This window comes from Pseudomonas graminis, assembly GCF_013201545.1.
Taxonomy (GTDB): Bacteria; Pseudomonadota; Gammaproteobacteria; order Pseudomonadales; family Pseudomonadaceae; genus Aquipseudomonas.
On the sequence record NZ_CP053746.1, the window covers coordinates 2,403,850 to 2,428,931 of the forward strand.

Annotated in this window: 22 protein-coding genes, 5 tRNA genes and 1 pseudogene; 15 read left to right on the plus strand and 13 right to left on the minus strand. The window is 58.9% G+C overall.

Features of this window, described 5'->3' with window-relative positions; genetic code table 11:
• Positions 1–145: 145 nt before the first annotated feature.
• On the minus strand, positions 146–1,168 hold the full coding sequence (locus tag FX982_RS10840) for an outer membrane protein assembly factor BamD (protein ID WP_122535375.1): 1,023 nt from the start codon (positions 1,166–1,168) through the stop codon (positions 146–148).
• Positions 1,169–1,319: 151 nt separating this feature from the next.
• On the opposite strand from FX982_RS10840, the gene rluD reads away from it, so the two are divergent.
• From rluD to FX982_RS10875, 7 genes are all read left to right on the plus strand, one after another.
• Positions 1,320–2,282 (plus strand): 23S rRNA pseudouridine(1911/1915/1917) synthase RluD, encoded by a 963-nt coding sequence (gene rluD, locus FX982_RS10845; protein ID WP_074890541.1) that lies wholly within the window; start codon positions 1,320–1,322, stop codon positions 2,280–2,282.
• A gap of 8 nt (positions 2,283–2,290) precedes the next feature.
• Positions 2,291–3,019: a peptidoglycan editing factor PgeF gene (pgeF, locus tag FX982_RS10850; RefSeq protein WP_172610635.1), complete on the plus strand. Its 729-nt coding sequence runs from the start codon at positions 2,291–2,293 to the stop codon at positions 3,017–3,019.
• A 179-nt stretch (positions 3,020–3,198) separates the two neighbouring features.
• Positions 3,199–5,763 (plus strand): ATP-dependent chaperone ClpB, encoded by a 2,565-nt coding sequence (clpB, locus tag FX982_RS10855; protein WP_122535376.1) that lies wholly within the window; start codon positions 3,199–3,201, stop codon positions 5,761–5,763.
• A 350-nt stretch (positions 5,764–6,113) separates the two neighbouring features.
• Positions 6,114–6,189, plus strand: a tRNA-Asn gene (locus FX982_RS10860).
• 20 nt (positions 6,190–6,209) lie between these two features.
• Positions 6,210–6,286: transfer RNA gene (locus tag FX982_RS10865), tRNA-Pro, on the plus strand.
• Positions 6,287–6,292: 6 nt separating this feature from the next.
• Positions 6,293–6,368 (plus strand) — tRNA-Lys (locus tag FX982_RS10870).
• A 93-nt stretch (positions 6,369–6,461) separates the two neighbouring features.
• Positions 6,462–6,538, plus strand: a tRNA-Pro gene (locus tag FX982_RS10875).
• Positions 6,539–6,640: 102 nt separating this feature from the next.
• Here FX982_RS10875 and pstS read toward each other — a convergent pair.
• On the minus strand, positions 6,641–7,675 hold the full coding sequence (gene pstS, locus FX982_RS10880; protein WP_254074893.1) for a phosphate ABC transporter substrate-binding protein PstS: 1,035 nt from the start codon (positions 7,673–7,675) through the stop codon (positions 6,641–6,643).
• A 209-nt stretch (positions 7,676–7,884) separates the two neighbouring features.
• Between pstS and FX982_RS10885 the strand changes: the two genes are divergently transcribed.
• Positions 7,885–9,285 carry a sensor domain-containing diguanylate cyclase gene (locus FX982_RS10885; RefSeq protein WP_172610637.1) on the plus strand — a complete coding sequence of 467 codons (1,401 nt, stop codon included), beginning with the start codon at positions 7,885–7,887 and terminating at the stop codon, positions 9,283–9,285.
• A gap of 99 nt (positions 9,286–9,384) precedes the next feature.
• Here the strand turns inward: FX982_RS10885 and FX982_RS10890 are convergent, their stop codons facing one another.
• The 5 genes and pseudogenes from FX982_RS10890 to FX982_RS10910 form a co-directional block, all read right to left on the minus strand.
• Positions 9,385–10,683, minus strand: a complete 1,299-nt coding sequence (locus FX982_RS10890; RefSeq protein ID WP_172610638.1) for an NAD(P)/FAD-dependent oxidoreductase — start codon at positions 10,681–10,683, stop codon at positions 9,385–9,387.
• Between the two features lie 63 nt (positions 10,684–10,746).
• A pseudogene (locus FX982_RS10895) lies at positions 10,747–10,906 on the minus strand (DUF3094 family protein).
• 29 nt (positions 10,907–10,935) lie between these two features.
• Positions 10,936–11,475: an MOSC domain-containing protein gene (locus FX982_RS10900; protein WP_172610639.1), complete on the minus strand. Its 540-nt coding sequence runs from the start codon at positions 11,473–11,475 to the stop codon at positions 10,936–10,938.
• Entirely contained in the window at positions 11,472–12,101 is a 630-nt protein-coding gene (locus FX982_RS10905) for a DUF1780 domain-containing protein (protein ID WP_122535381.1), read from the minus strand. Before FX982_RS10905 ends, FX982_RS10900 begins: the two co-directional genes overlap by 4 nt.
• A 116-nt stretch (positions 12,102–12,217) precedes the next feature.
• The gene (locus FX982_RS10910) at positions 12,218–13,120 is read right to left on the minus strand and encodes a helix-turn-helix transcriptional regulator (RefSeq protein ID WP_172610640.1); all 903 of its coding nucleotides are present in this window, start codon (positions 13,118–13,120) and stop codon (positions 12,218–12,220) included.
• A gap of 348 nt (positions 13,121–13,468) precedes the next feature.
• On the opposite strand from FX982_RS10910, the gene FX982_RS10915 reads away from it, so the two are divergent.
• The 4 genes from FX982_RS10915 (at position 13,469) to FX982_RS10930 (ending at position 17,469) form a co-directional block, all read left to right on the plus strand.
• Positions 13,469–14,785 carry an MFS transporter gene (locus FX982_RS10915; protein WP_254074922.1) on the plus strand — a complete coding sequence of 439 codons (1,317 nt, stop codon included), beginning with the start codon at positions 13,469–13,471 and terminating at the stop codon, positions 14,783–14,785.
• A 193-nt stretch (positions 14,786–14,978) separates the two neighbouring features.
• The gene (locus FX982_RS10920; protein WP_172610642.1) at positions 14,979–15,668 is read left to right on the plus strand and encodes a fumarylacetoacetate hydrolase family protein; all 690 of its coding nucleotides are present in this window, start codon (positions 14,979–14,981) and stop codon (positions 15,666–15,668) included.
• Positions 15,669–15,719: 51 nt separating this feature from the next.
• The gene (locus FX982_RS10925; RefSeq protein ID WP_122535385.1) at positions 15,720–16,484 is read left to right on the plus strand and encodes an SDR family oxidoreductase; all 765 of its coding nucleotides are present in this window, start codon (positions 15,720–15,722) and stop codon (positions 16,482–16,484) included.
• Positions 16,485–16,515: 31 nt separating this feature from the next.
• Positions 16,516–17,469, plus strand: a complete 954-nt coding sequence (locus FX982_RS10930) for a 2-hydroxyacid dehydrogenase (protein WP_172610643.1) — start codon at positions 16,516–16,518, stop codon at positions 17,467–17,469.
• A 188-nt stretch (positions 17,470–17,657) separates the two neighbouring features.
• Here FX982_RS10930 and FX982_RS10935 read toward each other — a convergent pair whose 3' ends face one another.
• A complete protein-coding gene (locus tag FX982_RS10935) occupies positions 17,658–18,557 on the minus strand; it encodes a LysR family transcriptional regulator (RefSeq protein ID WP_172610644.1) in 900 nt (299 codons plus the stop codon).
• A gap of 156 nt (positions 18,558–18,713) precedes the next feature.
• Here FX982_RS10935 and FX982_RS10940 point away from each other — a divergent pair, with 156 nt between their 5' ends.
• Positions 18,714–19,358 carry a hydrolase gene (locus tag FX982_RS10940; RefSeq protein ID WP_122535388.1) on the plus strand — a complete coding sequence of 215 codons (645 nt, stop codon included), beginning with the start codon at positions 18,714–18,716 and terminating at the stop codon, positions 19,356–19,358.
• Positions 19,359–19,457: 99 nt separating this feature from the next.
• On the opposite strand, the gene yacG is transcribed toward FX982_RS10940, so the two are convergent.
• From yacG to pilB, 5 genes are read right to left on the minus strand one after another with little or no spacing between them, the layout of a single operon-like run.
• Positions 19,458–19,661, minus strand: a complete 204-nt coding sequence (yacG, locus tag FX982_RS10945; protein WP_062378727.1) for a DNA gyrase inhibitor YacG — start codon at positions 19,659–19,661, stop codon at positions 19,458–19,460.
• Positions 19,661–20,281, minus strand: coding sequence for a dephospho-CoA kinase (gene coaE / locus FX982_RS10950; RefSeq protein WP_172610645.1), 621 nt, complete (start codon positions 20,279–20,281; stop codon positions 19,661–19,663). Before coaE ends, yacG begins: the two co-directional genes overlap by 1 nt.
• Positions 20,278–21,150, minus strand: a complete 873-nt coding sequence (locus FX982_RS10955; RefSeq protein WP_172610646.1) for a prepilin peptidase — start codon at positions 21,148–21,150, stop codon at positions 20,278–20,280. The genes coaE and FX982_RS10955 overlap by 4 nt, the downstream gene beginning before the upstream one ends.
• A gap of 2 nt (positions 21,151–21,152) precedes the next feature.
• Positions 21,153–22,370, minus strand: coding sequence for a type II secretion system F family protein (locus FX982_RS10960; protein ID WP_172610647.1), 1,218 nt, complete (start codon positions 22,368–22,370; stop codon positions 21,153–21,155).
• Between the two features lie 2 nt (positions 22,371–22,372).
• A complete protein-coding gene (pilB, locus tag FX982_RS10965) occupies positions 22,373–24,067 on the minus strand; it encodes a type IV-A pilus assembly ATPase PilB (RefSeq protein ID WP_172610648.1) in 1,695 nt (564 codons plus the stop codon).
• Positions 24,068–24,291: 224 nt separating this feature from the next.
• Between pilB and FX982_RS10970 the strand changes: the two genes are divergently transcribed.
• Together FX982_RS10970 and FX982_RS10975 are read left to right on the plus strand one after the other, a co-directional pair.
• Entirely contained in the window at positions 24,292–24,720 is a 429-nt protein-coding gene (locus FX982_RS10970) for a pilin (RefSeq protein ID WP_172610649.1), read from the plus strand.
• Between the two features lie 65 nt (positions 24,721–24,785).
• Positions 24,786–24,861, plus strand: a tRNA-Thr gene (locus tag FX982_RS10975).
• Positions 24,862–25,082: the final 221 nt, after the last annotated feature.

The window sequence follows — 25,082 nt, forward strand, 5'->3', positions numbered from 1 at the left end:
AGCTTATGAAGTGAAGAGCGCGCAGTGTAGCCAAGCGTGTGTCGGGCGCACAGTCATCTCCATCGTCGGATGCTGTCGGAAAACGGTCGGGCATTAAAAAAGGCCCCGAAGGGCCTCTTTTAGCTGACGTTTGGCAGGGACTGAATCAGTCAAACAGGCCAAAGGTCATGTAGCTGAAGATCGAGCGGCTTTTCGGCGTGCCGTCGTCGTCATCGTTTTTCTTCTCTTCGTCAGCCGACTGGTTCTCAGGCAGCAGGTCGGCAGGGATGGCTTCCTTGGCGTCCTGGTACTGCTTGATCACGTCCTGGTTGGCGCGGGTTTGCCCTGGCGGCAGCGGCGGACGGCTTTCGATCAGGCCCAGCGTCGCCTTGGACAGCCACGAGCGGTTGTCGGCCTCGGCCGTGCGCGCTTCGAACTTGCCGTCTACCAGTTGCGGGTGATCCGGGTAGTTGGTTTTCAGGACTTGCAGGCTGGTGTCAGCCAGGTCGTCCAGGTGCAGACGCTGATAGGCCTCAACCATTACCGCCAGGCCGTCACCGACCGATGGGGTTTCCTGGAAGTTTTCGACAACGTAGCGACCGCGGTTGGCCGCTGCCACGTAGGCCTGACGGGTCAGGTAGTAGTCGGCAACGTGAATCTCGTACGCCGCCAACAGGTTGCGCAGATAAATCATGCGCTGCTTGGCGTCGGGTGCGTAGCGGCTGTTCGGGTAACGGCTGGTCAGCTGAGCGAACTCGTTATACGAATCGCGAGCAGCGCCCGGGTCACGCTTGGTCTGATCCAGCGGCAGGAAGCGGGCGATGATGCCGACGTCCTGGTCGAACGAGGTCAGGCCCTTGAGGTAATAGGCGTAATCGACGTTCGGGTGTTGCGGGTGCAGACGAATGAAACGTTCGGCGGCCGACTTGGCAGCTTCCGGCTCGCCATTCTTGTAGTTGGCGTAGATCAGCTCGAGTTGCGCCTGGTCAGCGTAGCGACCGAACGGATAACGCGACTCCAGCGCCTTGAGCTTCTCGGTGGCGCTGTTATAGCTATTGTTGTCCAGATCGGCCTGCGCCTGCTGGTACAGCTCGACTTCACTGAGGTTTTCGTCGATGACTTCTTTCTTCGAAGAACAGGCAACAGTAAGTCCGAGGATGGCTATCAGCAGCAGGTGTTTCACTTGCATGGCGGCTTGCGTCCCTATAACGGCCTGCTGTCTTGCGCAGGACCGTCCTGTTATGATGGGCGCCCCGTGGAACCCCCGGGACAAAAGACGCCGTATTTAACCACAAGCGCACAGCCGAAACCAAAGGCCAGTGCCACCTCCTAGTTTGAGCATGTCTGAGATCATAGAACTCCGCGCAGAGGTGCCGTCCGAATTGGGCGGTCAACGCCTCGACCAAGTCGCCGCCCAACTATTCGCAGAGCACTCGCGCTCGCGCCTTTCCGCCTGGATCAAAGACGGTCGCCTGACGGTGGACGGTGGCGTTTTGCGCCCGCGTGACATCGTGCATGGTGGCGCCGTTCTGCTCCTCAAAGCCGAGCAGGAAGCCCAGGGCGAGTGGATCGCGCAGGACATCGAGCTCGATATCGTCTACGAAGACGACCAGATCCTGGTCATCAACAAGCCTTCCGGCCTGGTTGTACATCCGGCAGCCGGTCACGCCGATGGCACCCTGCTCAACGCCTTGCTGCACCACGTGCCGGACATCATCAATGTCCCGCGTGCCGGCATCGTGCATCGCCTGGACAAGGACACCACCGGTCTGATGGTCGTCGCCAAGACCATTCAGGCGCAGACCCAGCTGGTCACTCAACTGCAGAACCGCAGCGTCAGCCGCATCTATGAGTGCATCGTTATCGGGGTGGTGACTGCCGGCGGCAAGATCAACGCACCGATCGGTCGTCATGGTCAGCAGCGTCAGCGCATGGCTGTCATGGAAGGCGGCAAGCCAGCGGTCAGCCATTACCGGGTTCTGGAGCGTTTTCGTTCCCACACCCACGTGCGGGTCAAGCTGGAAACCGGGCGTACTCACCAGATTCGTGTGCACATGGCCCACATCAACTTCCCCCTGGTAGGCGATCCTGCCTACGGCGGTCGTTTCCGGATCCCGCCTGCGGCCAACGTGAACATGGTCGAATCGTTGAAACATTTCCCGCGTCAGGCGCTGCATGCGCGTTTCCTTGAACTGGATCATCCGACGACCGGTAAGCGCATGAGCTGGGAATCGCCGTTGCCGGACGACTTTGTCTGGCTGCTGACCCTGCTCAAGCAAGACCGTGAAGCCTTCATCGGATGACTGAGGGCGTGACGAACTGGCTGATTCCCGACTGGCCTGCGCCGGCGGGTGTCAAAGCGTGCGTCACGACGCGATCGGGCGGAGTCAGCGCGGCGCCGTTCGACAGCTTCAATCTGGGCGATCACGTTGACGACGATCCAGCAGCCGTTGCGCACAACCGTTCCTCACTGACCTCGCGCCTGCGCATTCAGCCTGCATGGCTGAAGCAGGTTCATGGCACCGACGTCGTCGAGGCCACGCCCGCAGAAGTGCCTGTGGCTGACGCCGGCTGGAGTCAAACCCCGGGCGTGGCCTGCACCATCATGACGGCCGATTGCCTGCCCGCACTGTTCTGCAATAAAACGGGCACTCAGGTTGCCGCTGCCCATGCGGGCTGGCGCGGTCTGGCGGCGGGTGTGCTTGAGGCGACGGTGGACAGTTTTGCCGATGCGCCCTCCGACATCCTTGTCTGGCTCGGCCCTGCCATTGGGCCCCAGGCATTTGAAGTGGGTACCGAGGTGCGAGAGGCCTTCATGGCGACGCACCCAGAGACAGCCGATGCATTCGTGTCGGGCGCCAACGACGGCAAGTTCATGGCTGACATCTACCAATTGGCGCGTCTGCGTCTCGCCGCTCATGGCGTCACAGCGGTGTATGGCGGCGGTCTCTCGACCTACGACGATGAGCGATTCTTCTCTTATCGCCGTGGCGCGCGCACCGGACGGTTCGCGTCTCTCATCTGGATAGAAGCCCGGTAGCCTTTGCCACGCTGCCGCACTCATTCATCCCGAAACCCTGCCTTCAAGCTAATGTTGATCCATGTCAACCCGTCGGCGCTTGAATCCTGCCTAATCGGCCGCATGTAAAGAACCATCTGGCAGGTTTTCTTTATTAGGTGTGTTCATTACTCCGGCCTGCCCATTTAGGAAGGTGACCCATGCGTATTGACCGTTTAACCAGCAAGTTACAACTCGCTCTATCAGATTCTCAATCACTGGCGGTGGGTTTGGACCATCCGGCCATCGAGCCTGCGCATCTGATGCAGGCATTGCTTGAACAGCAGGGCGGTTCGATCAAGCCTTTGCTGCTGCAAGTGGGCTTTGACGTCAACAGCCTGCGCACTGCGTTGAGCAAAGAGCTCGATCAACTGCCGAAAATCCAGAACCCGACTGGCGACGTGAACATGTCCCAGGACTTGGCGCGCCTGTTGAACCAGGCTGATCGACTGGCTCAGCAAAAAGGCGATCAGTTCATTTCCAGTGAATTGGTGTTGCTCGCCGCCATGGACGAGAACAGCAAACTCGGCAAGCTGCTGCTCGGTCAGGGCGTCAGCAAGAAAGCCCTGGAAAACGCCATCAGCAACCTGCGTGGCGGCGATGCTGTCAACGACCCAAACGCGGAAGAATCCCGTCAGGCGCTGGACAAGTACACCGTTGACCTGACCAAGCGCGCCGAGGAAGGAAAGCTCGATCCGGTGATTGGCCGCGACGACGAAATCCGTCGGACCATCCAGGTGCTGCAACGCCGGACCAAGAACAATCCGGTGCTGATCGGTGAACCTGGCGTGGGTAAAACCGCCATCGCCGAAGGCCTTGCCCAACGCATCATCAACGGTGAAGTGCCAGACGGCCTCCGCGGAAAGCGTCTGCTGTCGCTGGACATGGGTGCGCTGATCGCAGGTGCCAAGTTCCGTGGCGAGTTCGAAGAGCGCCTGAAAGGGCTGCTCAATGAACTGTCGAAGCAGGAAGGGCAGATCATTCTGTTCATCGACGAGCTGCACACCATGGTCGGTGCCGGCAAGGCCGAGGGCTCAATGGACGCCGGCAACATGCTCAAGCCGGCGCTGGCCCGTGGTGAGCTGCATTGCGTGGGCGCCACGACGCTCAACGAGTACCGCCAATATATAGAGAAGGACGCCGCTCTCGAGCGTCGCTTCCAGAAAGTGCTGGTGGACGAGCCGAGCGAAGAAGACACCATCGCCATCCTGCGCGGCTTGAAAGAGCGCTATGAAGTTCACCACAAGGTGGCGATCACCGACGGCGCGATCATCGCGGCGGCCAAGCTCAGCCATCGCTACATCACCGATCGGCAACTGCCGGACAAAGCCATCGACTTGATCGACGAAGCGGCCAGCCGCATTCGTATGGAGATCGACTCCAAGCCGGAAGTGCTCGACCGCCTTGAACGTCGCCTGATCCAGCTAAAAGTAGAGGCGCAGGCGCTGAAGAAGGAAGACGACGAGGCCGCGATCAAGCGCCTGGAAAAACTTCAGGAGGAGATTCAGCGCCTTGAGCGGGAGTACGCCGACCTCGAAGAAATCTGGACCTCCGAAAAAGCGGAAGTGACCGGTTCTGCGCAGATTCAGCAAAAGATCGAGCAGTCCCGTCAGGAACTGGAAGCGGCACGGCGTAAGGGCGACCTGAACCGCATGGCCGAATTGCAGTACGGCGTGATTCCTGATCTGGAGCGCAGCCTGCAGATGGTCGACCAGCACGGCAAGCCGGAAAACCAGTTGCTGCGCAGCAAGGTGACCGAGGAAGAGATTGCCGAAGTCGTGTCCAAGTGGACCGGTATTCCTGTCTCGAAGATGCTCGAAGGCGAGCGCGACAAGCTGCTGAAAATGGAAGAGCTGTTGCACCAGCGCGTGATCGGCCAGAACGAAGCGGTTGTCGCGGTGGCCAACGCTGTTCGACGGTCGCGTGCCGGGCTGTCGGACCCAAACCGTCCTAGCGGCTCGTTCATGTTCCTCGGCCCGACCGGTGTGGGTAAGACCGAGCTGTGCAAGGCGCTGGCGGAATTCCTGTTCGACACCGAAGAAGCGATGGTGCGGATCGACATGTCCGAGTTCATGGAGAAACATTCCGTGGCGCGGCTGATCGGCGCGCCACCTGGCTATGTCGGTTACGAAGAGGGTGGCTATCTGACCGAAGCGGTGCGGCGCAAGCCTTACTCGGTCATCCTGCTGGACGAAGTCGAGAAGGCACACCCGGACGTGTTTAACGTCCTGCTGCAAGTGCTCGAAGACGGGCGTCTGACCGACAGTCACGGGCGTACGGTGGATTTCCGTAATACCGTCATCGTCATGACCTCCAACCTGGGCTCGGCTCGTATTCAGGAGCTGGTGGGCGATCGTGAAGGGCAGCGCGCGGCAGTCATGGATGCGCTCACCACGCACTTCCGTCCGGAGTTCATCAATCGGGTCGACGAAGTGGTGATCTTTGAACCGCTGGCCCGCGATCAGATTGCAGGCATCACCGAGATCCAGCTGGGTCGTCTGCGCCAGCGTCTGGCGGAGCGCGATCTGCGGCTGGAGCTGTCCACCGAGGCGATGGACAAGCTGATCGCCGTCGGCTACGACCCTGTCTACGGCGCGCGGCCGCTTAAACGAGCGATCCAGCGCTGGATCGAAAACCCGCTGGCTCAGTTGATCCTGTCGGGTGGCTTCATGCCTGGCACCAGCATCAGAGGCACAGTGCAGGACGACGAGATCGTCTTCGGCTGATCCGCACCTCTATATAGAGGCGCAAAAGGGCTCTCCAGGCGGGAGCCCTTTTTTATGCGCGGTGATTTATTCACTGAACCGCAGGATTTTCGGGGGCTAAAGGGCGATCCGCAAAAAATTCGCAAATCATTGTCTTGAAAGCAATTTAGAGGGTTGACAGGTGTTTCTGGAAATGTAGAATAGCGCGCCTCAGAGACGTGAACGCAGCGATGCAAACAGGTCGAAGAGGCTGAAAATGCGGTAGGTTCAGTGAGGTGAATGCCGGATTCATCTGGTGATGATTTACTGAATTTGTTGTGTTGAAGCGCGTCAAACGCTGCATCTGAAATTGATAGATTTGAAAAGATCGTTCCGTGATAGCTCAGTCGGTAGAGCAAATGACTGTTAATCATTGGGTCCCAGGTTCGAGTCCTGGTCACGGAGCCAATTTCAAGAGGTAGTACCGTCGGGGTATAGCGCAGTCCGGTAGCGCGCCTGCTTTGGGAGCAGGATGTCAGGAGTTCGAATCCCCTTACCCCGACCATTATTTGGGTCGTTAGCTCAGTTGGTAGAGCAGTTGGCTTTTAACCAATTGGTCGTAGGTTCGAATCCCACACGACCCACCATTTTTGACCTGGCTTCATCGGGTTGGATCTTAGGGAGTGACGCCATCCGCGTCACCCGCTCTGGAAATACCTTAGGGTGTTTTCATGTTTCACCGGGGTATAGCGCAGTCCGGTAGCGCGCCTGCTTTGGGAGCAGGATGTCAGGAGTTCGAATCCCCTTACCCCGACCATTTTCGCCCCAGCTGTATCCGGGCAGAAAATACCGCTTAAGCGCCACTCGCGCTGAAGCTACAAAAAAGCGTCCTTAGGGACGCTTTTTTCGTTTCCGGCATTCACTGAGCCTTGGGCGGGTTAGCCCAGTAAGTCTCGATCTGATTTTTCAGGTCATCAGGGATCGGTGCGAAATCCAGCGAGCGAGCGTGTTCCTGACCGCTTTCCAGCGTCCAGCGAAAGAAATCCTGAACGGTCTTCTGACGATCAGCATCTTTGGGCTGCTTGTACATCACGATGAACGTCGCGGCCGTAATCGGGTAAGCGTTTTCCCCCGGCGCGTCGAGCATCGACAGATCAAAATCCTTGGCATTCTTCCAGTCTGCCGTCGCGGCTGCCGCTTGAAAGCTCTCGGTGCTCGGCGTCACGAATGCGCCCGCAGCGTTCTGCAACAGCCCGTAATTCAACTTCTGCTGTTTGACGTAGGCGTACTCGACGTAACCGATCGAGTTCGGCACCTGCTTCACGTACGTCGCCACGCCCTCGCTGCCTTTGCTGCCCATTCCCACCGGCCACTTGATCGACGACCCTGCGCCGAGCTGACTCTTCCATTGCGGGCTGACCTTCGCCAGATAACTGACCCAGTTGAACGTGGTGCCAGAATCATCAGAGCGATAGGCGACGCTGATATTCGCGTCAGGCAGCTTCACGCCCGGGTTCAGAGCAGTGAGTGCCGGGTCATTCCATTTGTTGATTTTGCCGAGATAGATGGCCGCCAGCACTGGCCCGGTGAATTTCAGCGTGCCCGGTTTGACCGAGGCGACGTTGATGACCGGGACGATGCCGCCAATCACCGAGGGAAACTGCTGCAGGCCAAAGGATTCCAGGTCTGCCGAACTCATCGGCCGGTCAGTCGCGCCGAAATCCACGGCGCCTTCCTTGATCAGCGCAATGCCTGCGCCGGAGCCTATGTACTGATAATTAACCTTGATCCGGGTCTTCTGGTTGTAGTCGGTGGCCCACTTGTACAGCACCGGATAGATAAACGTGGAGCCGGCGCCGGTGACTTCGGACGCTGCACCTGCCGTGGCGGCCATGGAAAGATTAAGCGCGATGCCAAGGCCTGCGGCCAGCATCAGACGGGAGAGCTGCAACATGGATGACTTCCTGTGATCGAGCGACATCGGGGTGAGATGCGTTGATGGGATCACAGCAAACAGCACGTTTTTATGACAAGGCATGACAGATTTCTTCACCGGCAGCCGGATCAATCGCGACGGCCAGGTCGTTTATTTACGCGGCGCTCCGGTGCGGATTCATGAGGCCCGGTATAGACTTCAGGCAGTCTTTTCAGGATCGGCCGTTTATGAAGTCGCCAACTCCTTCATTCGAGCAACAGCGACTTGAAGCGCTGCATCTTCTCGAAGTACTCGACACACCCCCCGAGGTTGAGCTGGACCGGATCACCCGTCTAGTGGCGCAAGTGCTGAACGTGCCGATTGCCCTGATATCGCTGGTGGATCAGGACCGTCAGTGGTTCAAGTCCCGAGTGGGGCTTGAAGCGGTGGAGCTTCCGCGGGAACTCGCGTTTTGCGCGCACGCCATCCTTGAAGCCGCCGAGCTTGTGGTGCCCGATGCCCTCGAGGACGCGCGGTTCTGCGACAACCAGCTGGTCACCGGCGATCCCCATGTCCGCTTTTATGCCGGCGTGCCCATCCGCACCAGCCAGGGCTTTGCCGTGGGCACGCTTTGCGCCATTGACGCGCGGCCCAGAATCCTCACCCCGGACGAGTTGTCCATCCTCCACGACCTGGCCGAGATCGTCAGCCGCGAAATGCAGCTGCGGGAAAACCTGATGCTGACGCGGATTCAGAAGAATCGCTCCGAGGCCTTGTTCGAAGCCAGCGAGGCGGGGTATCGCTCAATGTTCGAGCTGGCCTCTGTAGGCATTGCGCTGGTGGCGCCCGACGGTGGCTGGATCAGCGTCAATGCTGCGCTGTGCGATGTCCTTGGCTACGCGCCCGATGAGCTCAAGCACCTGACGTTTCAGGACATCACCCACGCTGAGGACCTGGACAATGACCTTGAGATGCTGCATCAGCTGAGTGTCGGTGAAATCAACAGCTACCAGATGGAGAAGCGTTACCTGCGCAAAGATGGCAGAGCGGTTTGGGTCAATCTGAGCGTCACGAAGAAGCTGTCCGAAGCAGGAGAGCTGGAATATTTCATTTCGATCATCCAGAACATTCAGGCGCGCAAGGAGCTAGAGCAGGAGGCCCGACATGACTCCCTGACCGGTCTGCACAATCGCCGCGCGCTGGACTCCCTGTTGCCCATCGCTCAGGCGCGGGCGGATCGCTCCAGGCTACAGATGGCGCTGATGTTCATTGACCTGGATGGATTCAAAGGCATCAACGACAGTTACGGACACGATGCCGGTGATGATCTGCTGCGCGCTATCGCCACGCGTTTGCAGAGCTGCATCCGCAGGACTGACAGCCTGGTTCGACTGGCCGGTGATGAATTCATTGTGATTCTGGAGGGCATCACGCCGGGGGTGGAAGAAGCCCGTGAAGTGGCTCAGAAACTCCTCACGGCGATTGCTCAGCCCCTCACGATCAAGGGCGATGTCATTCGCAGCAACGCCAGCATCGGCTTCTCCATGTATGAACCCGGCTCGGGCAAGGCCCCTGACGAACTGATGCGCGAAGCCGACCGCTGGATGTACAAGGCCAAGCATCTGGGCAAAGGGCGGGTGATGCCGTAACGGGCGCGCATTCTCGCGCCCGCCCGGAAAGGCAGGTGTCTGGAATGCGGGAGGGATGAGGCCCGCCGCATTGGCGCGGCGGGCCTGCAAGGCTGAGCCTTAGTGCAGCTTCATGCGTGGCTCGGTGCCGCGGCCGATTCGGCTGCCCAGCATAAGCATCAGCGTGCGGAACATGCCGTACAGTGCCATCTGGTGCATGCGATACAGCGAGACGTAGAACATCCGCGCCAGCCAGCCTTCGAGCATGACGCTGCCGGTCAGGTTGCCCATCAGATTGCCGACCGCCGAGAACTTCGACAGCGAGATCAGCGAGCCATAGTCCTTGTAGCGGTACTCGGGCAGCGTGCCGCCGTCGATGCGCAGCTTCAGCGACTTCACCAGCAACGATGCCTGCTGATGCGCCGCTTGCGCGCGGGGCGGGACGTTGCGATCCGTGCCTTTTTGCGGGCAGGCCGCGCAGTCACCGAAAGCGAAGATATTGTCGTCGCGGGTCGTCTGCAGCGTCGGACGCACCTGTAGCTGGTTGATGCGATTGGTCTCAAGACCGGCGATGCCCTCCAGAAACGCAGGAGCGCGGATGCCTGCCGCCCAGACCTTCAGCGTCGCAGGAATCACCTGACCTGTTGCGGTCACCAGGCCTTCAGCCGTCACTTCGCTGACCGCCGAATTGGTCAGGACCGTGACGCCCAATTTCTCCAGCGTCTTGTGCACCGGGCCGCCAATACGTTCCGGCAGTGCCGGCAGGACGCGCGGTCCGGCCTCAATCACCGTAATGCGCAGGTTTTCCGGCTTGATCTGGCCCAGCCCGTAAGCCGCCAGTTCGTGCGCGGCATTGTGCAGTTCCGCGGCCAGCTCGACACCGGTCGCACCGGCACCGACGATGGCGACGTTGATCTCTTCGGCCGCATCATTCTGGCTGGCGTGGGCGCGCAGGTAGCGATTGAGCAATTGTTGATGGAAGCGCTCGGCCTGCTTGCGCGTGTCGAGAAACAGGCAGTGCTCAGCCGCGCCTTTGGTGCCGAAGTCGTTGGTCGTGCTGCCGACGGAAATCACCAGGGAGTCGTAATCCAGGCTGCGCGCCGGGACCAGCTCATTGCCGTTTTCGTCGAGGGTCTCGGCCAGGTGAATCTGCTTGTTCTCCCGATCCAACCCGGTCATGCGGCCCATCTGAAATTGAAAATGGTTCCACTTGGCTTGCGCCACGTAGTTCAGCTCGTCCTCGTAAGAGTTGAGCGAACCGGCGGCCACTTCGTGCAGCAGCGGTTTCCAGATGTGGGTCAGATTGGCGTCGACCAGCGTGACGCTGGCGGTGCGTTTCTTGCCGAGGGTTTTACCCAGGCGGGTGGCCAGCTCCAGACCGCCAGCGCCTCCGCCGACAATCACAATACGATGGGTCATGGGGATATCTCATAAGGCTTAAGGGATTCTGTGTCAGCGCAATCCGCGCGAGCGCAAGGCAGCTCATAGCGTCAGATTGCTCAGTAAACGGCTCAAAGGGCCCGGTCCGAGCACCATTACAAGGAGCAGCCAACGCCAAAAGGGCCGGCGCTCGACTTGGGCGGGGGGCTCGAACGTACGCTTCGACACGCGCGGTGTCGGCAGGTTTCAGGCGGCTGATCATTTGAGGCTCTTTATCACGATTGACCCGGATCAGGAGGCGGCGCTGTTGGCTGCGTTAAAGTCCTGGACGCTCGGTTCGATCGGCTCGATACACAAAACGTCGTCCAGACGCACGATGCCGCTTTGTATCACCCGCGCGGTGATTCCGCCATGGCCACGGACGGCCTGAAAAATGCCGTGGCCCAGGCGCTGCTCAAGGCGTGCGCAGGGTTGGCACCAGCCCGTTGTTTCGAAGATCGCCTGGCCGATGCGGAAGCGCCGGTTCTTCAGGCTGAACAGGTTAATGCCGCTGATCACGATGTTGCGTCGCAAATCCTGAGGCAACACCGGGTTGTCTTCGGCCCGGCCCATCAGCGAGCCGATCACGGCGAAATGCTCCCACTGGATCAGGGTCACCTGTCGAGCGTTGCGCGGGCCCGGGCGCGCGTGATCGCCGGTCAGGCCTGCTTCGCGGCGCGCTTCCACGGCTTCCAGCTCAATCATCTCGCCTCGGGATTCGGGGCGCACGCCGATCCAGCGCACGCGCCCGCGCTGGGGTACGTCGGCGATCAATTCCTGCAACGGGCTCATAAACTGATTCCTACATCAAACACCACGCTGCGGCCCAGATTGGTCCGCAGGAAGTCCGGGGCATCCGGATGGGCGAACAATACCCGGGCAAAGGTCGGCCCGACCAGCGAGAGTGATCGCCAGCCTTGGCGCAAATACTCGGTGGGCGGCGGAAAGTGGCTGTTCAGGTCGAGGACTTCACGCTTGAGGCTGGCGAAGGCAATGATGTCCAGCTCGCCCAAATCCAGGCCGCGCTCTGTGTAGTTGTGGGCCTTTTTGCGCAACGTGGGTGCCAGGCGCCGGAGCAATTCGGCAGCGGGAATGCGCTTGGGTTTGGCTTCCCGGCGCACCAGTTGGCTGAGGGAAAACGCGCTGCGCCGACGTTGCAGTTCTTCGCGCCACTCATCGTTGAGCCGACGACCTTCATCCAGTACGAAGAACACTTCAAAACATGCATCGCGAAACAGTACGTCCGGCGGCTCTTGCCCGGCAGGCAGGAAGTCGTCGGTGCGATGGGGAATGTTCAGGCCCTGCAACAACCGTTCGCACACCCAACGCTCGCGCTCCCACTTGCGCGCATTGGACAGAAACGCATTGGCTTGCTCGGCCTGGATCGTCAAAAGACGCAGATAATCGGAGTCATCCATGGCGCCAAGCTTAACGCTCCAGAGGCGAGAAGAAACACTGGGGTCGAGATAAAGTTGGCCGGGGAGGCGCTGATCCATTTAAGGAGCTGCCCGGCGCATGAGCGGGGGCGTCAGGCTTACAAATCCCGCTGCTTCCTGAACTGCCCCGGCGGCATGCCGTGGGCGTGGCGGAAGCGCCGCGAGAAATACGCCTCGTCGGCGAAACCACATAACCGCGCCACTTCCCCCACTGGTTTGCTGCCGTTAAGCAGCAGCGTGCGCGCCAGGTGCATGCGCCGTTCCAGCACCAGTTCGCTGAAGGTCTTGCCGACTTCCTTGCGCAGCCAGTGGGTCAGGTAGTTGGGCGACAGAAACGCGGCCGAGGCGGCTTTTTTCAGGCTCAGGTCCGGGTCATCGAGGTTCTTGCGCACGTACTCCGACATCCGCGCCAGCGCGTCGCGGCGGCTGCGCTCGGCGGCATTGTCGTCGGCCAGCAGCTTGATCGGCTCAGCGTACAACTGGCAGATCGTGCCGATCAGTTGCAGCAGGCACCCTTTGAGAATCTCCCGCGAGCCGAATTGCCGGTTCGCGTCCAGCTCACGCATGCGGCCCAGCAAATGCTTGATCTCGGCAAAATCAGCGGCGCCCAGCGTGAAATCCAGGTGCTCCTGAAAGCGAAACGGCGACAGCTCCGGGGCGAGGGCGATCGCCACATCTTCGAGGTCCAGCGGGTCGCATTGCAACTGGGGCAGGAGGAAATTCTGGGCGAAATTGATCAGCAGGAAATTGCCTTCCGGTGGATGCGGAATGAGGTGCAATTTATGCGGGAGGATGAACGCCAGTGTGTTGCGCGGGAAGGGCCGTACCACACCGCCGATGTGCTGCACGGTGTCGCCGCCGAGGTTGATCTGAATCTGAAAATACTCGTGGCGATGAGGCGCGGTTTCTGCCTTGCCCTCGGTCTTGCCGCGGATGTAAAAATCCGGCCGCTCACTGCGCTGCTGCATGCCGTAGGTGGGGACGCGATTGATGGAATCCATCGAGTGCTCCTCGTCTTGTGTTTCTTATTGTCGGTCGTCGTATGACTAAATCCAAACATTTGCGTACGGGGGTGGCGAGTGGATTTGTCCAAGAATGTTTTTACCGCTCACCTTCAACGGACTGCTCTAGCGCAGGCGTTTGCGTGCGCATTCGTTTGCTCGGTGCTGTTTTAACACGGGGGCAGTTTTTTGGACAATTCATTACGGGCGCCTGTTGAAATCCAAAAACGTTCTAAGCGTCGGCTTGTTTAAAACCGGTCGTACGATAAGTTGGGGGTGCGCTTCATCACTCGATACCAATAAAAACAATGAGGAATTCTCATGTCGAGCAACCCTGATATTCAGGCGATGGATGCTGTCGTGGCCGCTCCAGTCACCGCCGCTCCCGCCCGCCCGATGACCCACCGCCGCTGGTTCATGCTGTCGCTGCTACTGATCGCCACGATCATCAACTACGTCGACCGCGTGAACATCTCCATCGCTGCACCTTTCATGGCCAAAGACCTTGGTCTGGACAAGGTCGAGATGGGCCTTATCTTCTCCGCTTTCGCCTGGACCTACGCCTTCGCCCTGGTGCCGGCCGGTTTCATCGCCGACCGGTTCGGTTCGCGCTTCACCTACGGCGCTTCACTTATCTCATGGTCCGCGGTGACGGTATGCCAGGGCATGGCAGGCGGTTTCGCTTCGTTGTTCGGCTTGCGTCTGGCTATTGGCGCAATGGAAGCACCGGCCTTTCCGGCCAACAGCCGCGCAGTCACGGTCTGGTTTCCGGCTCGGGAACGCGGCATGGCCAGCAGCATCTACGTGTGCGGGCAGTATCTGGGCACGGCGCTGTTCACCGGTTTGTTGCTGTGGCTCGCCACGACCTACGACTGGCGCCACGTGTTTTACAGCACCGGGGTCATCGGCATCGTCTTCGGGATTGCCTGGCTGTACCTGTATCGCGACCCGATGAACTGCAAGAAAGTCAGCAAGGAAGAACTGGCTTACATTGAAGACGGCGGCGGCCTGGTCAAAAGCAGTCAGGAACGAAACAAATTCAAATGGGCGCAAATTGCCGAGTTGCTGAAATACCGTCAGGTATGGGCCATCTGCCTGGGCAAATTCGCCAGCACCTCGGCGCTGTACTTTTTCCTGACGTGGTTCCCGACCTACCTGATTGAAGAGCGGCATCTGACCATGGTCAAAGTCGGCATCTTCGCAGTGCTGCCGTTCATTGGCGCCACGGTCGGCGTGCTGCTGGCAGGCTTTATCGCCGACTGGATGATTCGCCGCGGCTACTCGCTGTCCTTCTCTCGCAAATTGCCGCTGGTTGTGGGCTCGGCGCTGGGCATGTCAATCATGCTGGTCAACTTCACCGACTCCAATGAAGTCTGCATCGCGCTCCTCACAATCGCCTTTTTCGCACAGGGCATCGCGTCATCGTCTTGGGCAGCCGTGTCGGAAATCGCCCCCAAGGAACTGATCGGCCTGACCGGGGGCATCACCAGTCTGGCGGCCAACATTGGCGGCATCGTCACGCCGATTGTTATCGGGCAGATCCTGCATGTCACCGGCAACTTCGCGTGGGCGTTCTGGTTCATCGGCGGGGTCGCGTGTATCGGCACGCTCTCTTATTCACTGTTGCTTGGCCGCATTTATCGCATCGAGCTGAAGGCCCGGTAACCGCTCAAGAATGTGTGTGTGAACTTATGCCGTACTGGGCAGAGGCGTATGCGAATACGCCTTTTTTAATGCCCGCGGTATTGAGTTTTTTAGTCCAGCGCAAACACGGTTTTGTCCAACTTTCCCGTCGGTTGATCCCGTAGTCTGAACTGCAACTGGCGGGATTGAGCGTCTTTCGGTGATAAGGAATTTCATGAGCAACTTTGTATTCGAACCGCCCCGAGTCAGCAGCCTGCCGGTGCATGGCAGCGAGGCGCGATTCCCCGTTGGCCGGGTGTTTTGCCTGGGGCGCAATTACCTGTGGGGCGATGCTGCCACCGCTGAGCGCGAGGTCCCGGCGTTCTTCATGAAACCGGCGACATCGGTGGTGGACGCAGTGGGCGAGGTTGCGTTTCCGACCCAGACCGACCAGTTTTGCCACGAGATCGAACTGGTCGTCGCCATCGGCAAGGACGGTTTCGAGATAGACGCCGAACATGCGCTGGACCACGTCTGGGGATACGCCGCCGGGCTCGATCTGACCCGCCGCGATCTGCAAATGGCGGCCAAGGCGGTGGGCAATCCATGGGAGCCGGCGAAGGCGTTCGACGGCTCGGCGCCGATCACGCCCATCCGCCCGGCAGCCCGTGACGGTCATGCGCAACAAGGCGCCATCTGGCTGAGCGTCAACGGCGTCGAGCGTCAGCGTTCCGACCTTGAAGGCCAGATCTGGTCGGTGAGCGAGGTCATCAGCCAGCTTTCCCATTCCATCACGTTGCGCGCCGGCGACCTGATCATGACCGGCACGCCGCCTGGCGTTGCTGCGCTCGAAGCGGGCGACGTGATCAATGGCGGCATCGACGGCGTCGGCGAATTAGAAGTGAGGGTAGGTGAGCGGCGCTGAGCAAATCATCCAGAACAGCCGCATTTTTGATGAGCAACAAGGAGAACAATAATGACTGATCAATCCGTTTCGAAAATTGCCCTGGTCACCGGCGCGGGCAGTGGCATCGGCCGCTCCGTCGCGTTAGGCCTGCTGGAAGATGGCTTCAAAGTAGTGGTGACCGGGCGCCGTATCGAGCCGCTTGAAGAGCTGGTGGCGCAGGCCCGCGAGCAGGGCGGGGAAGCGTTGGCGGTGTCGTGCGACGTACGTGATCCTGCCAGCGTCGATCACCTGTTCGCCACCATCGAGGAGGTGTATGGCCGCCTCGATCTGGTATTCAACAACGCCGGCGTCAACGCCCCTGCTGTGCCGATGGACGAGCTGCCCATCGAGAAGTGGCTAAGCGTGATCGACACCAACGTGACGGGCGTTTTCCTGTGCAGCCGCGGTGCGTTTGGCCTGATGCGCAAACAGTCGCCCCAGGGTGGCCGGATCATCAACAACGGTTCGATCTCCGCCCACGTGCCACGGCCGTTCACCGCGCCCTACACCGCCAGCAAGCACGCAGTGTTGGGCTTGACCAAGAGCCTGGCGCTGGACGGTCGCGAGTTCAACATCGCCTGCAGCCAGATCGACATCGGCAACGCGCTGACCGAGCTGTCGGTGCGCATGACCAAAGGCGTGCGTCAGGCCAATGGCTCGACAGCGGTCGAGCCGATGATCGACGTCAAGCACATCGCCGACGCCGTGCGTTACATCGCTGCACTGCCGCTGTCGGCCAACGTGCTGAACATGACCGTCATGGCCACCAACATGCCCTTCGTGGGCCGTGGTTGATCCGTCCGAATTCGAGATAAGCGAGATACCGATGAAACCTGAAATCCTCCAGCTAAGCCCGATCCTGATCCCTGACATCAACGCGCGGCTGAACGAGCGCTACACCGTTCGCCCGTATTTCCAGCAGGCCGACAAGGCTGCTTACCTGCGCGAGCACGGCGCCAATATCCTCGGTGTGGTCACCGGCGGGCACACCGGTATCACCCGTGAAGTGATGGAGCAATTGCCGAAGGTCGAAATCATCGCGGTCAACGGCGTTGGCACCGATGCGATTGATCTGGCCTACGCGCGGGACCGCGGCATTCGCGTCTCGGCGACCATCGGCGCGCTGACCGAAGACGTCGCCGACCTTGCCATCGGTCTGCTGATTTCAGCCTGTCGCGGGCTGTGCACGGGCGACCGATATGTACGCTCCGGCGCATGGACCAAGACCGCGACGCCGCTGGTGCCGCTGCCCCTGGCGCGTCAATTCAGCGGCATGCGCATCGGCATCGTCGGCATGGGCAGGGTAGGGCGGGCCGTCGCCACGCGTGCTGCTGCGTTCGGTTGCCCGATCAGCTATACCGACCTCAACGCCATGGGCGACGTGCCTTACACCTTCGTCAGCGATCTGGTCGAACTGGCCGCGCAAAGTGACGCGCTGATCATTGCTGCGGCTGCCGACAAAGCCAAAGGCATCATCAACGCCAAGGTGCTGGAAGCGCTGGGCGCGCAAGGTTTCTTGATTAACGTGGCGCGCGGCAGTCTCGTCAATGAACCTGACCTTGTTGCAGCGCTGGAAGCTGGCTCGATTGCGGGCGCGGGGCTCGACGTATTCGCCGATGAGCCCCACGTGCCGGAGGTATTGTTCGCCCTGGAAACCGTGGTTCTGCAACCCCACCGTGCCAGCGCCACCGTGCAAACCCGGACGCGGATGGGCGAGATGGTATTGGCGAGCCTGGCGGATGGGCTCGCAGGGAAAGTGCCGGTGGGGAGTGTGGTTTGAAGGATCTGACACCGCCGCAATTGTAGGGGCGCGCATCCTTTACAGATGTTCTGGCGGGCAAAGGTCTGTAGGAGCCGGCTGGCTGGCGAAAGCGGTATGTCAATCCCCTTTGATGTAGCTGACAGATTGCCTTCGCCAGCAAGCCGGCTCCTACGGATCGAAGTGAATATTAATGCCGAGGGAGGCTGTCAAAACGCCTCGGACTCAACCGACAACTCAGCCACCAGAAAATCAATGAACGCTCGGGTCTTCATCGGCACCCGTCGGGACGAGGGGTACACGGCGTTCACCGTAATCGCCGGCGCTTCCCAATCGCACAGCACCGGTACCAGCCGCCCATCCGCCACGGCGCGCTCGATGATGAAATTGGGCAGCAGCGCAATGCCCATTCCCGCCACTGCAGCCTGCGCCAGAATGTCACCGTTGTTGGCGTGCAACGGCCCGCTCACCGTCACCCGCTGTGTTTCCTTGCCGTTGCATAACTGCAGGCTCACGCCACTCTGCAAATAGCCATAACTCAGGCACTTATGGTGTGCCAAATCCTTGGGCGTTTGCGGCGTGCCTTCGCGTGCCAGATAGTCGGGCGAGGCCACCATGATCCTCGGCGCCGGGGCCAGCGAGCGCGCGATCATCGACGAGTCCGGCAGGCTGGCGATCCGAATCGTCACGTCAAAGCCGCCTTTGACCGGATCCACCTGCTGATCGCTCAGCACGACCTGCAGCTCAACGTTCGGGTGCAACTCGTTGAAGCGCGGAATCAGCGGCCCCAGACGACTCAGTCCAAACGACATCGGCGCATTGACCCGCAACACGCCGCGTATTTCACCCATCCCGGTCCGCGCCCGTTGTTCGGCTTCGTCCAGCGAGGCGATGACATCCCGACACGCGTCGTAGTACTCGGCGCCAGCTTCCGTCAAATGCAGGCTGCGCGTGGTGCGCTGCAACAGCTGCACACCAATGGCTTCTTCCAGCGCCTGAATCTGCTTGCTGATTTTCGAGCGCGGCACGTCCAGTGCGCGGGCCGCTGCGGCAAAGCCATTGGCGCCTACGGTGGCGACAAACGCGCGCATGCATTCGATACGATCCATGACCGTTCCTGATTTGGAAACAATGAGTCCCGATTCTATGGGATTGTTCCTTTGTCGGCTAGCCCGTAAATTCACTCCCAAGCCAGCCAACACGCTTAACCAGCGCAGCGGCTAACCCACAAAGAACTCACTGCTGACCATTTAAGGAATCTACCCATGTCCATTCGCGAACTGCTGAACCCAACCAACGCTGCCCTGATCCTGATCGACCACCAGCCGCAAATGGCTTTTGGCGTTCAATCGATCGATCGCCAGACCCTGAAGAACAACACTGTTGGCCTGGCCAAGGCCGCCAAGATATTCAACGTGCCGACGATCTACACTTCGGTCGAAACCAAAAGCTTCAGCGGTTTCATCTGGCCTGAACTGCTGGCGGTGTTCCCGGATCAGCAGCCGATCGAGCGCACGTCGATGAACTCGTGGGAAGACAAAAAACTGGTGGAAGCGGTCAAGGCGACCGGCCGCAAGAAGCTGATCATCGCCGCACTGTGGACCGAGGTCTGCCTGAACTTCCCGACGCTGGACGCCTTGGCTGAAGGCTACGAGGTGTACATCGTCACTGACGCTTCCGGTGGCACGACCAAGGAAGCGCACGACATGTCGGTTCAACGGATGATTCAGGCAGGCGCCGTGCCGGTCACCTGGCAGCAGGTTTTGCTCGAATTCCAGCGCGACTGGGCACACAAGGAAACCTACGAGGCGGTGATGGAGTTGGTCCTGGAGCACAGCGGTGCATACGGCATGGGCGTCGATTACGCCTACACCATGGTCCACGGCGCGCCGCAGCGTAAATTGGGCTAAAACGCTCGGCCACAAAAAAAGCTTCGCGATTAAGGTCGCGGAGCTTTTTTGTTTTTGCGATTAATTGCGGGGAGCGAGCCATACGGCCGCTGAATTTGATCAGTGCTGACGAGGGTCGAAATCACCCGAAAACAGTTCGTCTTCCGCATCCGGCGCCACCGGAATCGCATGTTCTTCCGACGCCCAGGCACCCAGGTCTATCAGCTTGCAACGGTCCGAGCAAAACGGCCGGAATTTACTCTCCGGTGTCCATTCCACGGGCGCTCCGCAGGTTGGGCAATCGACGGTCATTGGTTGGCTCATCATTGGCCTCCACGCAAAGTTAAATAAAAGTGATGCAGGCGCTCGACTTCGCTTTTCAGCCAGGCCGGGTCACGGTCATTGACGATCACATCATCGGCCCGGCTCAAGCGCTCATCGCGACTGGCCTGCGCCTTGAGAATCGCCCGCACCTGCTCCTCGTTGGTCTTGTCGCGCAACACCGTGCGCTCGATTTGAACCGATTCCGGCACATCAATGACCAATACCCGCTGCACCATCTGGTGCTGAGAAGTCTCCAGCAACAGCGGCGACACCAGAATCGCGTAAGCCGATTCGGCGCGCGCCAGATACTGCCGGATTTCCTCTCGGATCAGCGGATGCAGCAGGCTTTCGAGCCAGACCCGCTGTTGCGGATCCTTGAAAATCAGCTCGCGCAACGCCGAGCGATTCAGCGTGCCATCGGCCTGCAACACGCTCGGGCCGAAGTGCTCGGCAATCTGCGCCAGGGCAGGACGCCCGGGTTCGACCACCCAGCGGGCGGCGTTATCGGCGTCCACCAAATGCACGCCGAGATCGACGAAGCACTGAGCGGCCGCACTCTTGCCGCTGCCGATGCCACCGGTAAGGCCCAGAATCCAGGGTTTTGACGCAGGAGAAGTCATCTGAAGCCGGCGATCTGCAAATACGAAGTGGTTATTTGATCACCCCAGAGCAAAGCGATCCACCCCGCGAGGGCCAGATAAGGACCGAAGGGGATCGGCGTGCTGGTCTCGACATTGCGCAAACGCAGCAGGATCAGCCCCAAAACCGCCCCGACAATCGACGACAGCAGAATCGTCAGCGGCAAAATCTGCCACCCACCCCACGCGCCGAGCATCGCCAGCAACTTGAAGTCGCCGTAACCCATGCCTTCCTTGCCCGTGATCAGCTTGAACAGCCAGAACACACACCACAACACCAGATACCCCGCGACCGCGCCCCACAGCGCATCGGTCAGCGACGTGAACAGCCCGAACGCATTCACGATCAGGCCCAGCCACAACAACGGCAATACGATTGCGTCCGGCAGAAGCTGGTGGTCGGCGTCGATCAGACTCATCGCCAACAAACCCCATGTCAGCACCAGCATCGCCCCAGCCTGCCAGCCGAAACCGAAATGCCAGGCGATGAAGGCCGACAGCAAGCCGCACGCCAATTCAACCAGCGGGTAGCGCTTGCTGATGGGGGCTTTGCACTGGGAACACTTGCCGCCGAGGAAGAGATAACTCACGACCGGAATGTTCTCCCACGCGCGGATTTTGTGTGAGCAGTGCGGGCAGCGGGAGTGGGGGAGGATGAGGTTGAAGGTTTCTGGTTGCGGCTCGGCGGGGAGGTCGAGCATTTCCCGGGACTGGATTTTCCAGTCGCGGATCATCATGTTGGGGAGGCGGTAGATGACCACGTTGAGGAAACTGCCGACGAGCAGGCCAAAGACGAGTGCGCATAGAACGAAGGCCAGCGGGGAACTGGCCAGGAGGTCGAGGAGGGGCATGGTTAGACGACTTGTCCGAGCTTGAAAATAGGGAGGTACATGGCGATCACGAGTCCGCCGACAATGACACCCAAGAAAGCCATAATCATGGGTTCCATAAGGCTCGTCAGGCTGTCGACCATATTGTCAACTTCGTCCTCATAGTAGGTCGCGACTTTATCAAGCATCGAGTCCAGCGCTCCGGATTCCTCTCCAATTGCGGTCATCTGTATGGCCAGCATCGGAAACACGCCGGTACTGCGCATGGAGAAGTTGAGTTGCATGCCGGTGGAAACGTCCTGCTTGACTTTGTTGACGGCGTTCTTGAAAACAACATTCCCGGTCGCGCCAGCGACGGAATCAAGCGCCTCTACCAGTGGAACGCCCGCAGCGAATGTCGTGGACAAAGTCCGCGCATATCGCGCCACGGCGGATTTGTACAACAACGGACCGATGACAGGCACCTTGAGCAGTGCCCGGTCCAGGCCATTTCTAAACTTTTCGGAAGTTCGGTACGCGCGCCGAAACAAGAAAATACTTAATCCGATCCCGGCCAGTATCATCCACCAATAGTCCTGAACAATTTTTGATAAGCCGATCACCATCAATGTGAATGCAGGTAGCTCCGCTCCAAACCCTTCAAAAATAGTCTGAAACTGGGGTACTACTTTGAGTAACAAAATCCCCGTTACGATAAAGGCGACGATGACCACAGCGATGGGATAGGTCATCGCTTTTTTGATCTTGGCTTTAAGCGATTCGGTCTTTTCTTTGTAGGTCGCGACTCGATCCAACAAAGTTTCAAGAGCCCCCGCTTGTTCGCCAGCGTCTACCAGATTGCAGAAAAGGTCGTCGAAATATAAGGGCTTCTGCCTCAGTGCTGTAGCAAAGCTGTGCCCTGCCGCGACTTCCTGTTTGATGTCGTCTACCAACTTGCGCATGTTCGGGTTGTCATGCCCCTCGCTGATGATGTCGAAGGATTGTAGGAGCGGTACACCCGCTTTCATCATGGTGGCCATCTGGCGGCTGAAGAATGCGATGTCCAGCGGCTTAATCTTTTTACCCTTGCCAAAGATCGAAACGGATTTTTTACGGACCTTGGTTGGGTTGATGCCCTGCTTGCGGAGTAAGGCCTTGACCAGAGCAGGGTTGTGCCCAGTTGTTTCGCCGGTTAGCTTTGTCCCTTTTTTATCCAGCCCTTCCCAAGCATAGACGCTGACTTTTACTGCTTTGGTCGCCATGCTTAATCCTTGGTCACCCGGTTTATTTCTTCAAGACTGGTTACGCCCTGCATCGCCTTCATCAGGCCGGACGTGCGCAGATCGTTGAAGCCGTCTCTGCGCATCTGTTCGGAAATCTGGATCGAGTTGCCTTCCTCCATGATGATGCGCTCCAGTGCGGGCGTGCTCTTCACCACTTCGTAGATACCTACTCGGCCTTTGTAGCCGCCGTTGCAGTGCTCGCATCCCACTGGGGAGTAAAGCTGGAATGATCCGATTTGCGACTCGGGGAAACCTTCTGCAATCAATGTCTCCCGTGGGATCTCGACTTCTTTCTTGCAGTGCGCGCACAGTTTGCGCGCCAGGCGTTGAGCAATGATCAGGTTGATTGCGGTCGCAATGTTGAACGCTGCAACGCCCATGTGGTGCAGGCGAGTCAGGGTTTCAGCCGCGCTGTTGGTGTGCAGCGTAGACAAAACCATGTGGCCGGTCTGCGAAGCCTTAATCGCGATTTCGGCTGTTTCCAGATCTCGGATTTCACCCACCATGATTACGTCAGGATCCTGACGCAGAAACGCTCGTAGTGCCTGAGAGAAGTCCATCCCCTGACGCGGATTGACGTTGACCTGGTTGATGCCTTCGAGATTTATTTCGACCGGGTCCTCTGCCGTCGATATATTGATATCGACAGTGTTGAGAATATTCAATCCAGTGTAGAGCGATACTGTTTTACCCGAGCCGGTAGGGCCGGTCACCAGGATCATGCCTTGGGGTTGGCGAAGAGCTTCAAGGTAAAGCGCTTTCTGTTCTGGCTCGTAGCCTAAGGCGTCAATGCCCATTTGAGCGGTAGTGGGATCCAGAATCCGCATCACGATTTTTTCGCCCCACAGTGTGGGTAGCGTGTTGACCCGGAAGTCGATGGCCCGGTTTTTAGAAATTCGGAGTTTGATGCGGCCATCTTGCGGTTTTCGACGCTCCGAAATATCGAGGCTTGCCATGACCTTCAGGCGTGCAGCGATCCGGCCAGCCAAGTGAATGGGCGGCTTTGCCACCTCATGAAGAATGCCGTCGGTGCGGAGCCTTACACGAAAGATCTTTTCATAGGGTTCGAAATGCAGATCAGACGATCCTAGGCGGATAGCGTCCATCAGCATCTTATTAACGAAGCGGACGACCGGCGCGTCATCGGCGTCTTGGCCGCCAATCGCAGTTTCTTTGCTCTCATCGACCGCTTCGATTTCTAGACCAAGGTCAACGTCCGCCAAGTCGCCCATACCAGCATTGCCGTCGAAAAACTTATCGATGGCGAAGGTCAGTTTGTCGTCTTCGACCAATATGGCTTCAGTGGTCAGGCCGGTGCTGAACTGGATGTCAGTAATAGCTTGATGATTGGTGGGGTCGGATATGCCCACAAAAAGCTTGTTACCCCTACGCCACAGCGGAAGCGCGCAGTGCTGGCGAATGAGCTTCTCACTGACGAGCCCTTTCGGTTGGGTCTCCTTGTCCAGCGTGCCGAGATCAAGAAATGGAATGCCGAATTGATCTGACGCGACCTCAGCCAGCGTGATGCTCTTAAGCAGCTTCGTCTCGACGAGGTGGTGCACGAGCGAAACCTTGTCACGTCGCGCTTGTTCGTAGGCTTTTTGGGCCGTTTTTTCAGTGAGCAGCTCAGCCACAACAAGTTGTTTAGCCAAGCCGGTTAGGACGACGTCAGTCATTACAGCCACCAGATCCACACATTGGACCGTTTATAGCCTAGTCAAGCTTGGCTGCCAATTAAGCAATGTCAGGGTGACGGAAATTGTCACTTTGTGCTGACTCCGCGTGCCATTTGCGACGGCGATAGTGGAGGGATGGGCAAAGGCTTCGGCGATTAGAAGCTGGCACGTTGCATGCAGAGCCTACTTCGAGCAACACCAAATTGACGCTTGGAGTAGTAGCGATGAATTTACAAAAAGGTTTTACGTTAATCGAGCTGATGATTGTCGTGGCGATCATCGGGATCCTGGCCGCTATCGCAATCCCTCAATATCAGGATTACGTTGTACGTGCCCGCTGGGCTGACAACAACACTGCAATTGCTCCTGTGAAAGCGGCAATTGCGGAGTGCTTGCAGACCAACAACGGGGTTCTGGCTAGCTGCGACACTGCTCAAAGGCTGCAGACAACCGTTGGATATGCAGGGTTGCCTGCTGGGACGCCTAACATGGCCCCTGTCACACTCACTGCTGCCACTGCAGCTATTGTCGTCACTGGCACAGCGGCGGCCGGCGGTTGTACTGTGACTTGGACGCCTACCGTTGACGCGAACCGTATTAGTTGGCTCGGCGTTACTGGGGGCGGCTGCACCCGTTCTCGGACTGGAGTTTAATTAATCACCGGGATTCTGACGCTTTGAGTAGGAACGAGGTTTAGCCTGCTTTACCTCAGTATTTCGCCGAAATAGCTCAGTCGGTAGAGCAGCGCACTCGTAACGCGAAGGTCGTAGGTTCGATTCCTATTTTCGGCACCAGAAATACAAAAAGCCCGGTCATCAAGACCGGGCTTTTTCGTACCATCATATACATCCCGCTAATCAACAAATCCCCGGCGGAATTCCATCCTTATTGAAATCCTTCAACCGCTCCTTCTCTTCTTCAGTAGAGTGGGCCGGAACGTCTTCTTCAGGTTCGACAGGTTGCTTCTCGTCAGCCATCGTCATTTCCTCATCCGTCTAATCAACAATCCGATCTC

Excerpts from the sequence above, each read along its gene's own strand:
- FX982_RS10840 (WP_122535375.1), bottom strand. The coding sequence starts at position 1,168 with ATGCAAGTGAAACACCTGCTGCTGATAGCCATCCTCGGACTTACTGTT.
- rluD (WP_074890541.1), top strand. The coding sequence starts at position 1,320 with ATGTCTGAGATCATAGAACTCCGCGCAGAGGTGCCGTCCGAATTGGGC.
- clpB (WP_122535376.1), top strand. The coding sequence starts at position 3,199 with ATGCGTATTGACCGTTTAACCAGCAAGTTACAACTCGCTCTATCAGAT.
- pstS (WP_254074893.1), bottom strand. The coding sequence starts at position 7,675 with ATGTTGCAGCTCTCCCGTCTGATGCTGGCCGCAGGCCTTGGCATCGCG.
- FX982_RS10885 (WP_172610637.1), top strand. The coding sequence starts at position 7,885 with ATGAAGTCGCCAACTCCTTCATTCGAGCAACAGCGACTTGAAGCGCTG.
- FX982_RS10890 (WP_172610638.1), bottom strand. The coding sequence starts at position 10,683 with ATGACCCATCGTATTGTGATTGTCGGCGGAGGCGCTGGCGGTCTGGAG.
- FX982_RS10900 (WP_172610639.1), bottom strand. The coding sequence starts at position 11,475 with ATGAGCCCGTTGCAGGAATTGATCGCCGACGTACCCCAGCGCGGGCGC.
- FX982_RS10905 (WP_122535381.1), bottom strand. The coding sequence starts at position 12,101 with ATGGATGACTCCGATTATCTGCGTCTTTTGACGATCCAGGCCGAGCAA.
- FX982_RS10910 (WP_172610640.1), bottom strand. The coding sequence starts at position 13,120 with ATGGATTCCATCAATCGCGTCCCCACCTACGGCATGCAGCAGCGCAGT.
- FX982_RS10915 (WP_254074922.1), top strand. The coding sequence starts at position 13,469 with ATGGATGCTGTCGTGGCCGCTCCAGTCACCGCCGCTCCCGCCCGCCCG.
- FX982_RS10920 (WP_172610642.1), top strand. The coding sequence starts at position 14,979 with ATGAGCAACTTTGTATTCGAACCGCCCCGAGTCAGCAGCCTGCCGGTG.
- FX982_RS10925 (WP_122535385.1), top strand. The coding sequence starts at position 15,720 with ATGACTGATCAATCCGTTTCGAAAATTGCCCTGGTCACCGGCGCGGGC.
- FX982_RS10930 (WP_172610643.1), top strand. The coding sequence starts at position 16,516 with ATGAAACCTGAAATCCTCCAGCTAAGCCCGATCCTGATCCCTGACATC.
- FX982_RS10935 (WP_172610644.1), bottom strand. The coding sequence starts at position 18,557 with ATGGATCGTATCGAATGCATGCGCGCGTTTGTCGCCACCGTAGGCGCC.
- FX982_RS10940 (WP_122535388.1), top strand. The coding sequence starts at position 18,714 with ATGTCCATTCGCGAACTGCTGAACCCAACCAACGCTGCCCTGATCCTG.
- yacG (WP_062378727.1), bottom strand. The coding sequence starts at position 19,661 with ATGAGCCAACCAATGACCGTCGATTGCCCAACCTGCGGAGCGCCCGTG.
- coaE (WP_172610645.1), bottom strand. The coding sequence starts at position 20,281 with ATGACTTCTCCTGCGTCAAAACCCTGGATTCTGGGCCTTACCGGTGGC.
- FX982_RS10955 (WP_172610646.1), bottom strand. The coding sequence starts at position 21,150 with ATGCCCCTCCTCGACCTCCTGGCCAGTTCCCCGCTGGCCTTCGTTCTA.
- FX982_RS10960 (WP_172610647.1), bottom strand. The coding sequence starts at position 22,370 with ATGGCGACCAAAGCAGTAAAAGTCAGCGTCTATGCTTGGGAAGGGCTG.
- pilB (WP_172610648.1), bottom strand. The coding sequence starts at position 24,067 with ATGACTGACGTCGTCCTAACCGGCTTGGCTAAACAACTTGTTGTGGCT.
- FX982_RS10970 (WP_172610649.1), top strand. The coding sequence starts at position 24,292 with ATGAATTTACAAAAAGGTTTTACGTTAATCGAGCTGATGATTGTCGTG.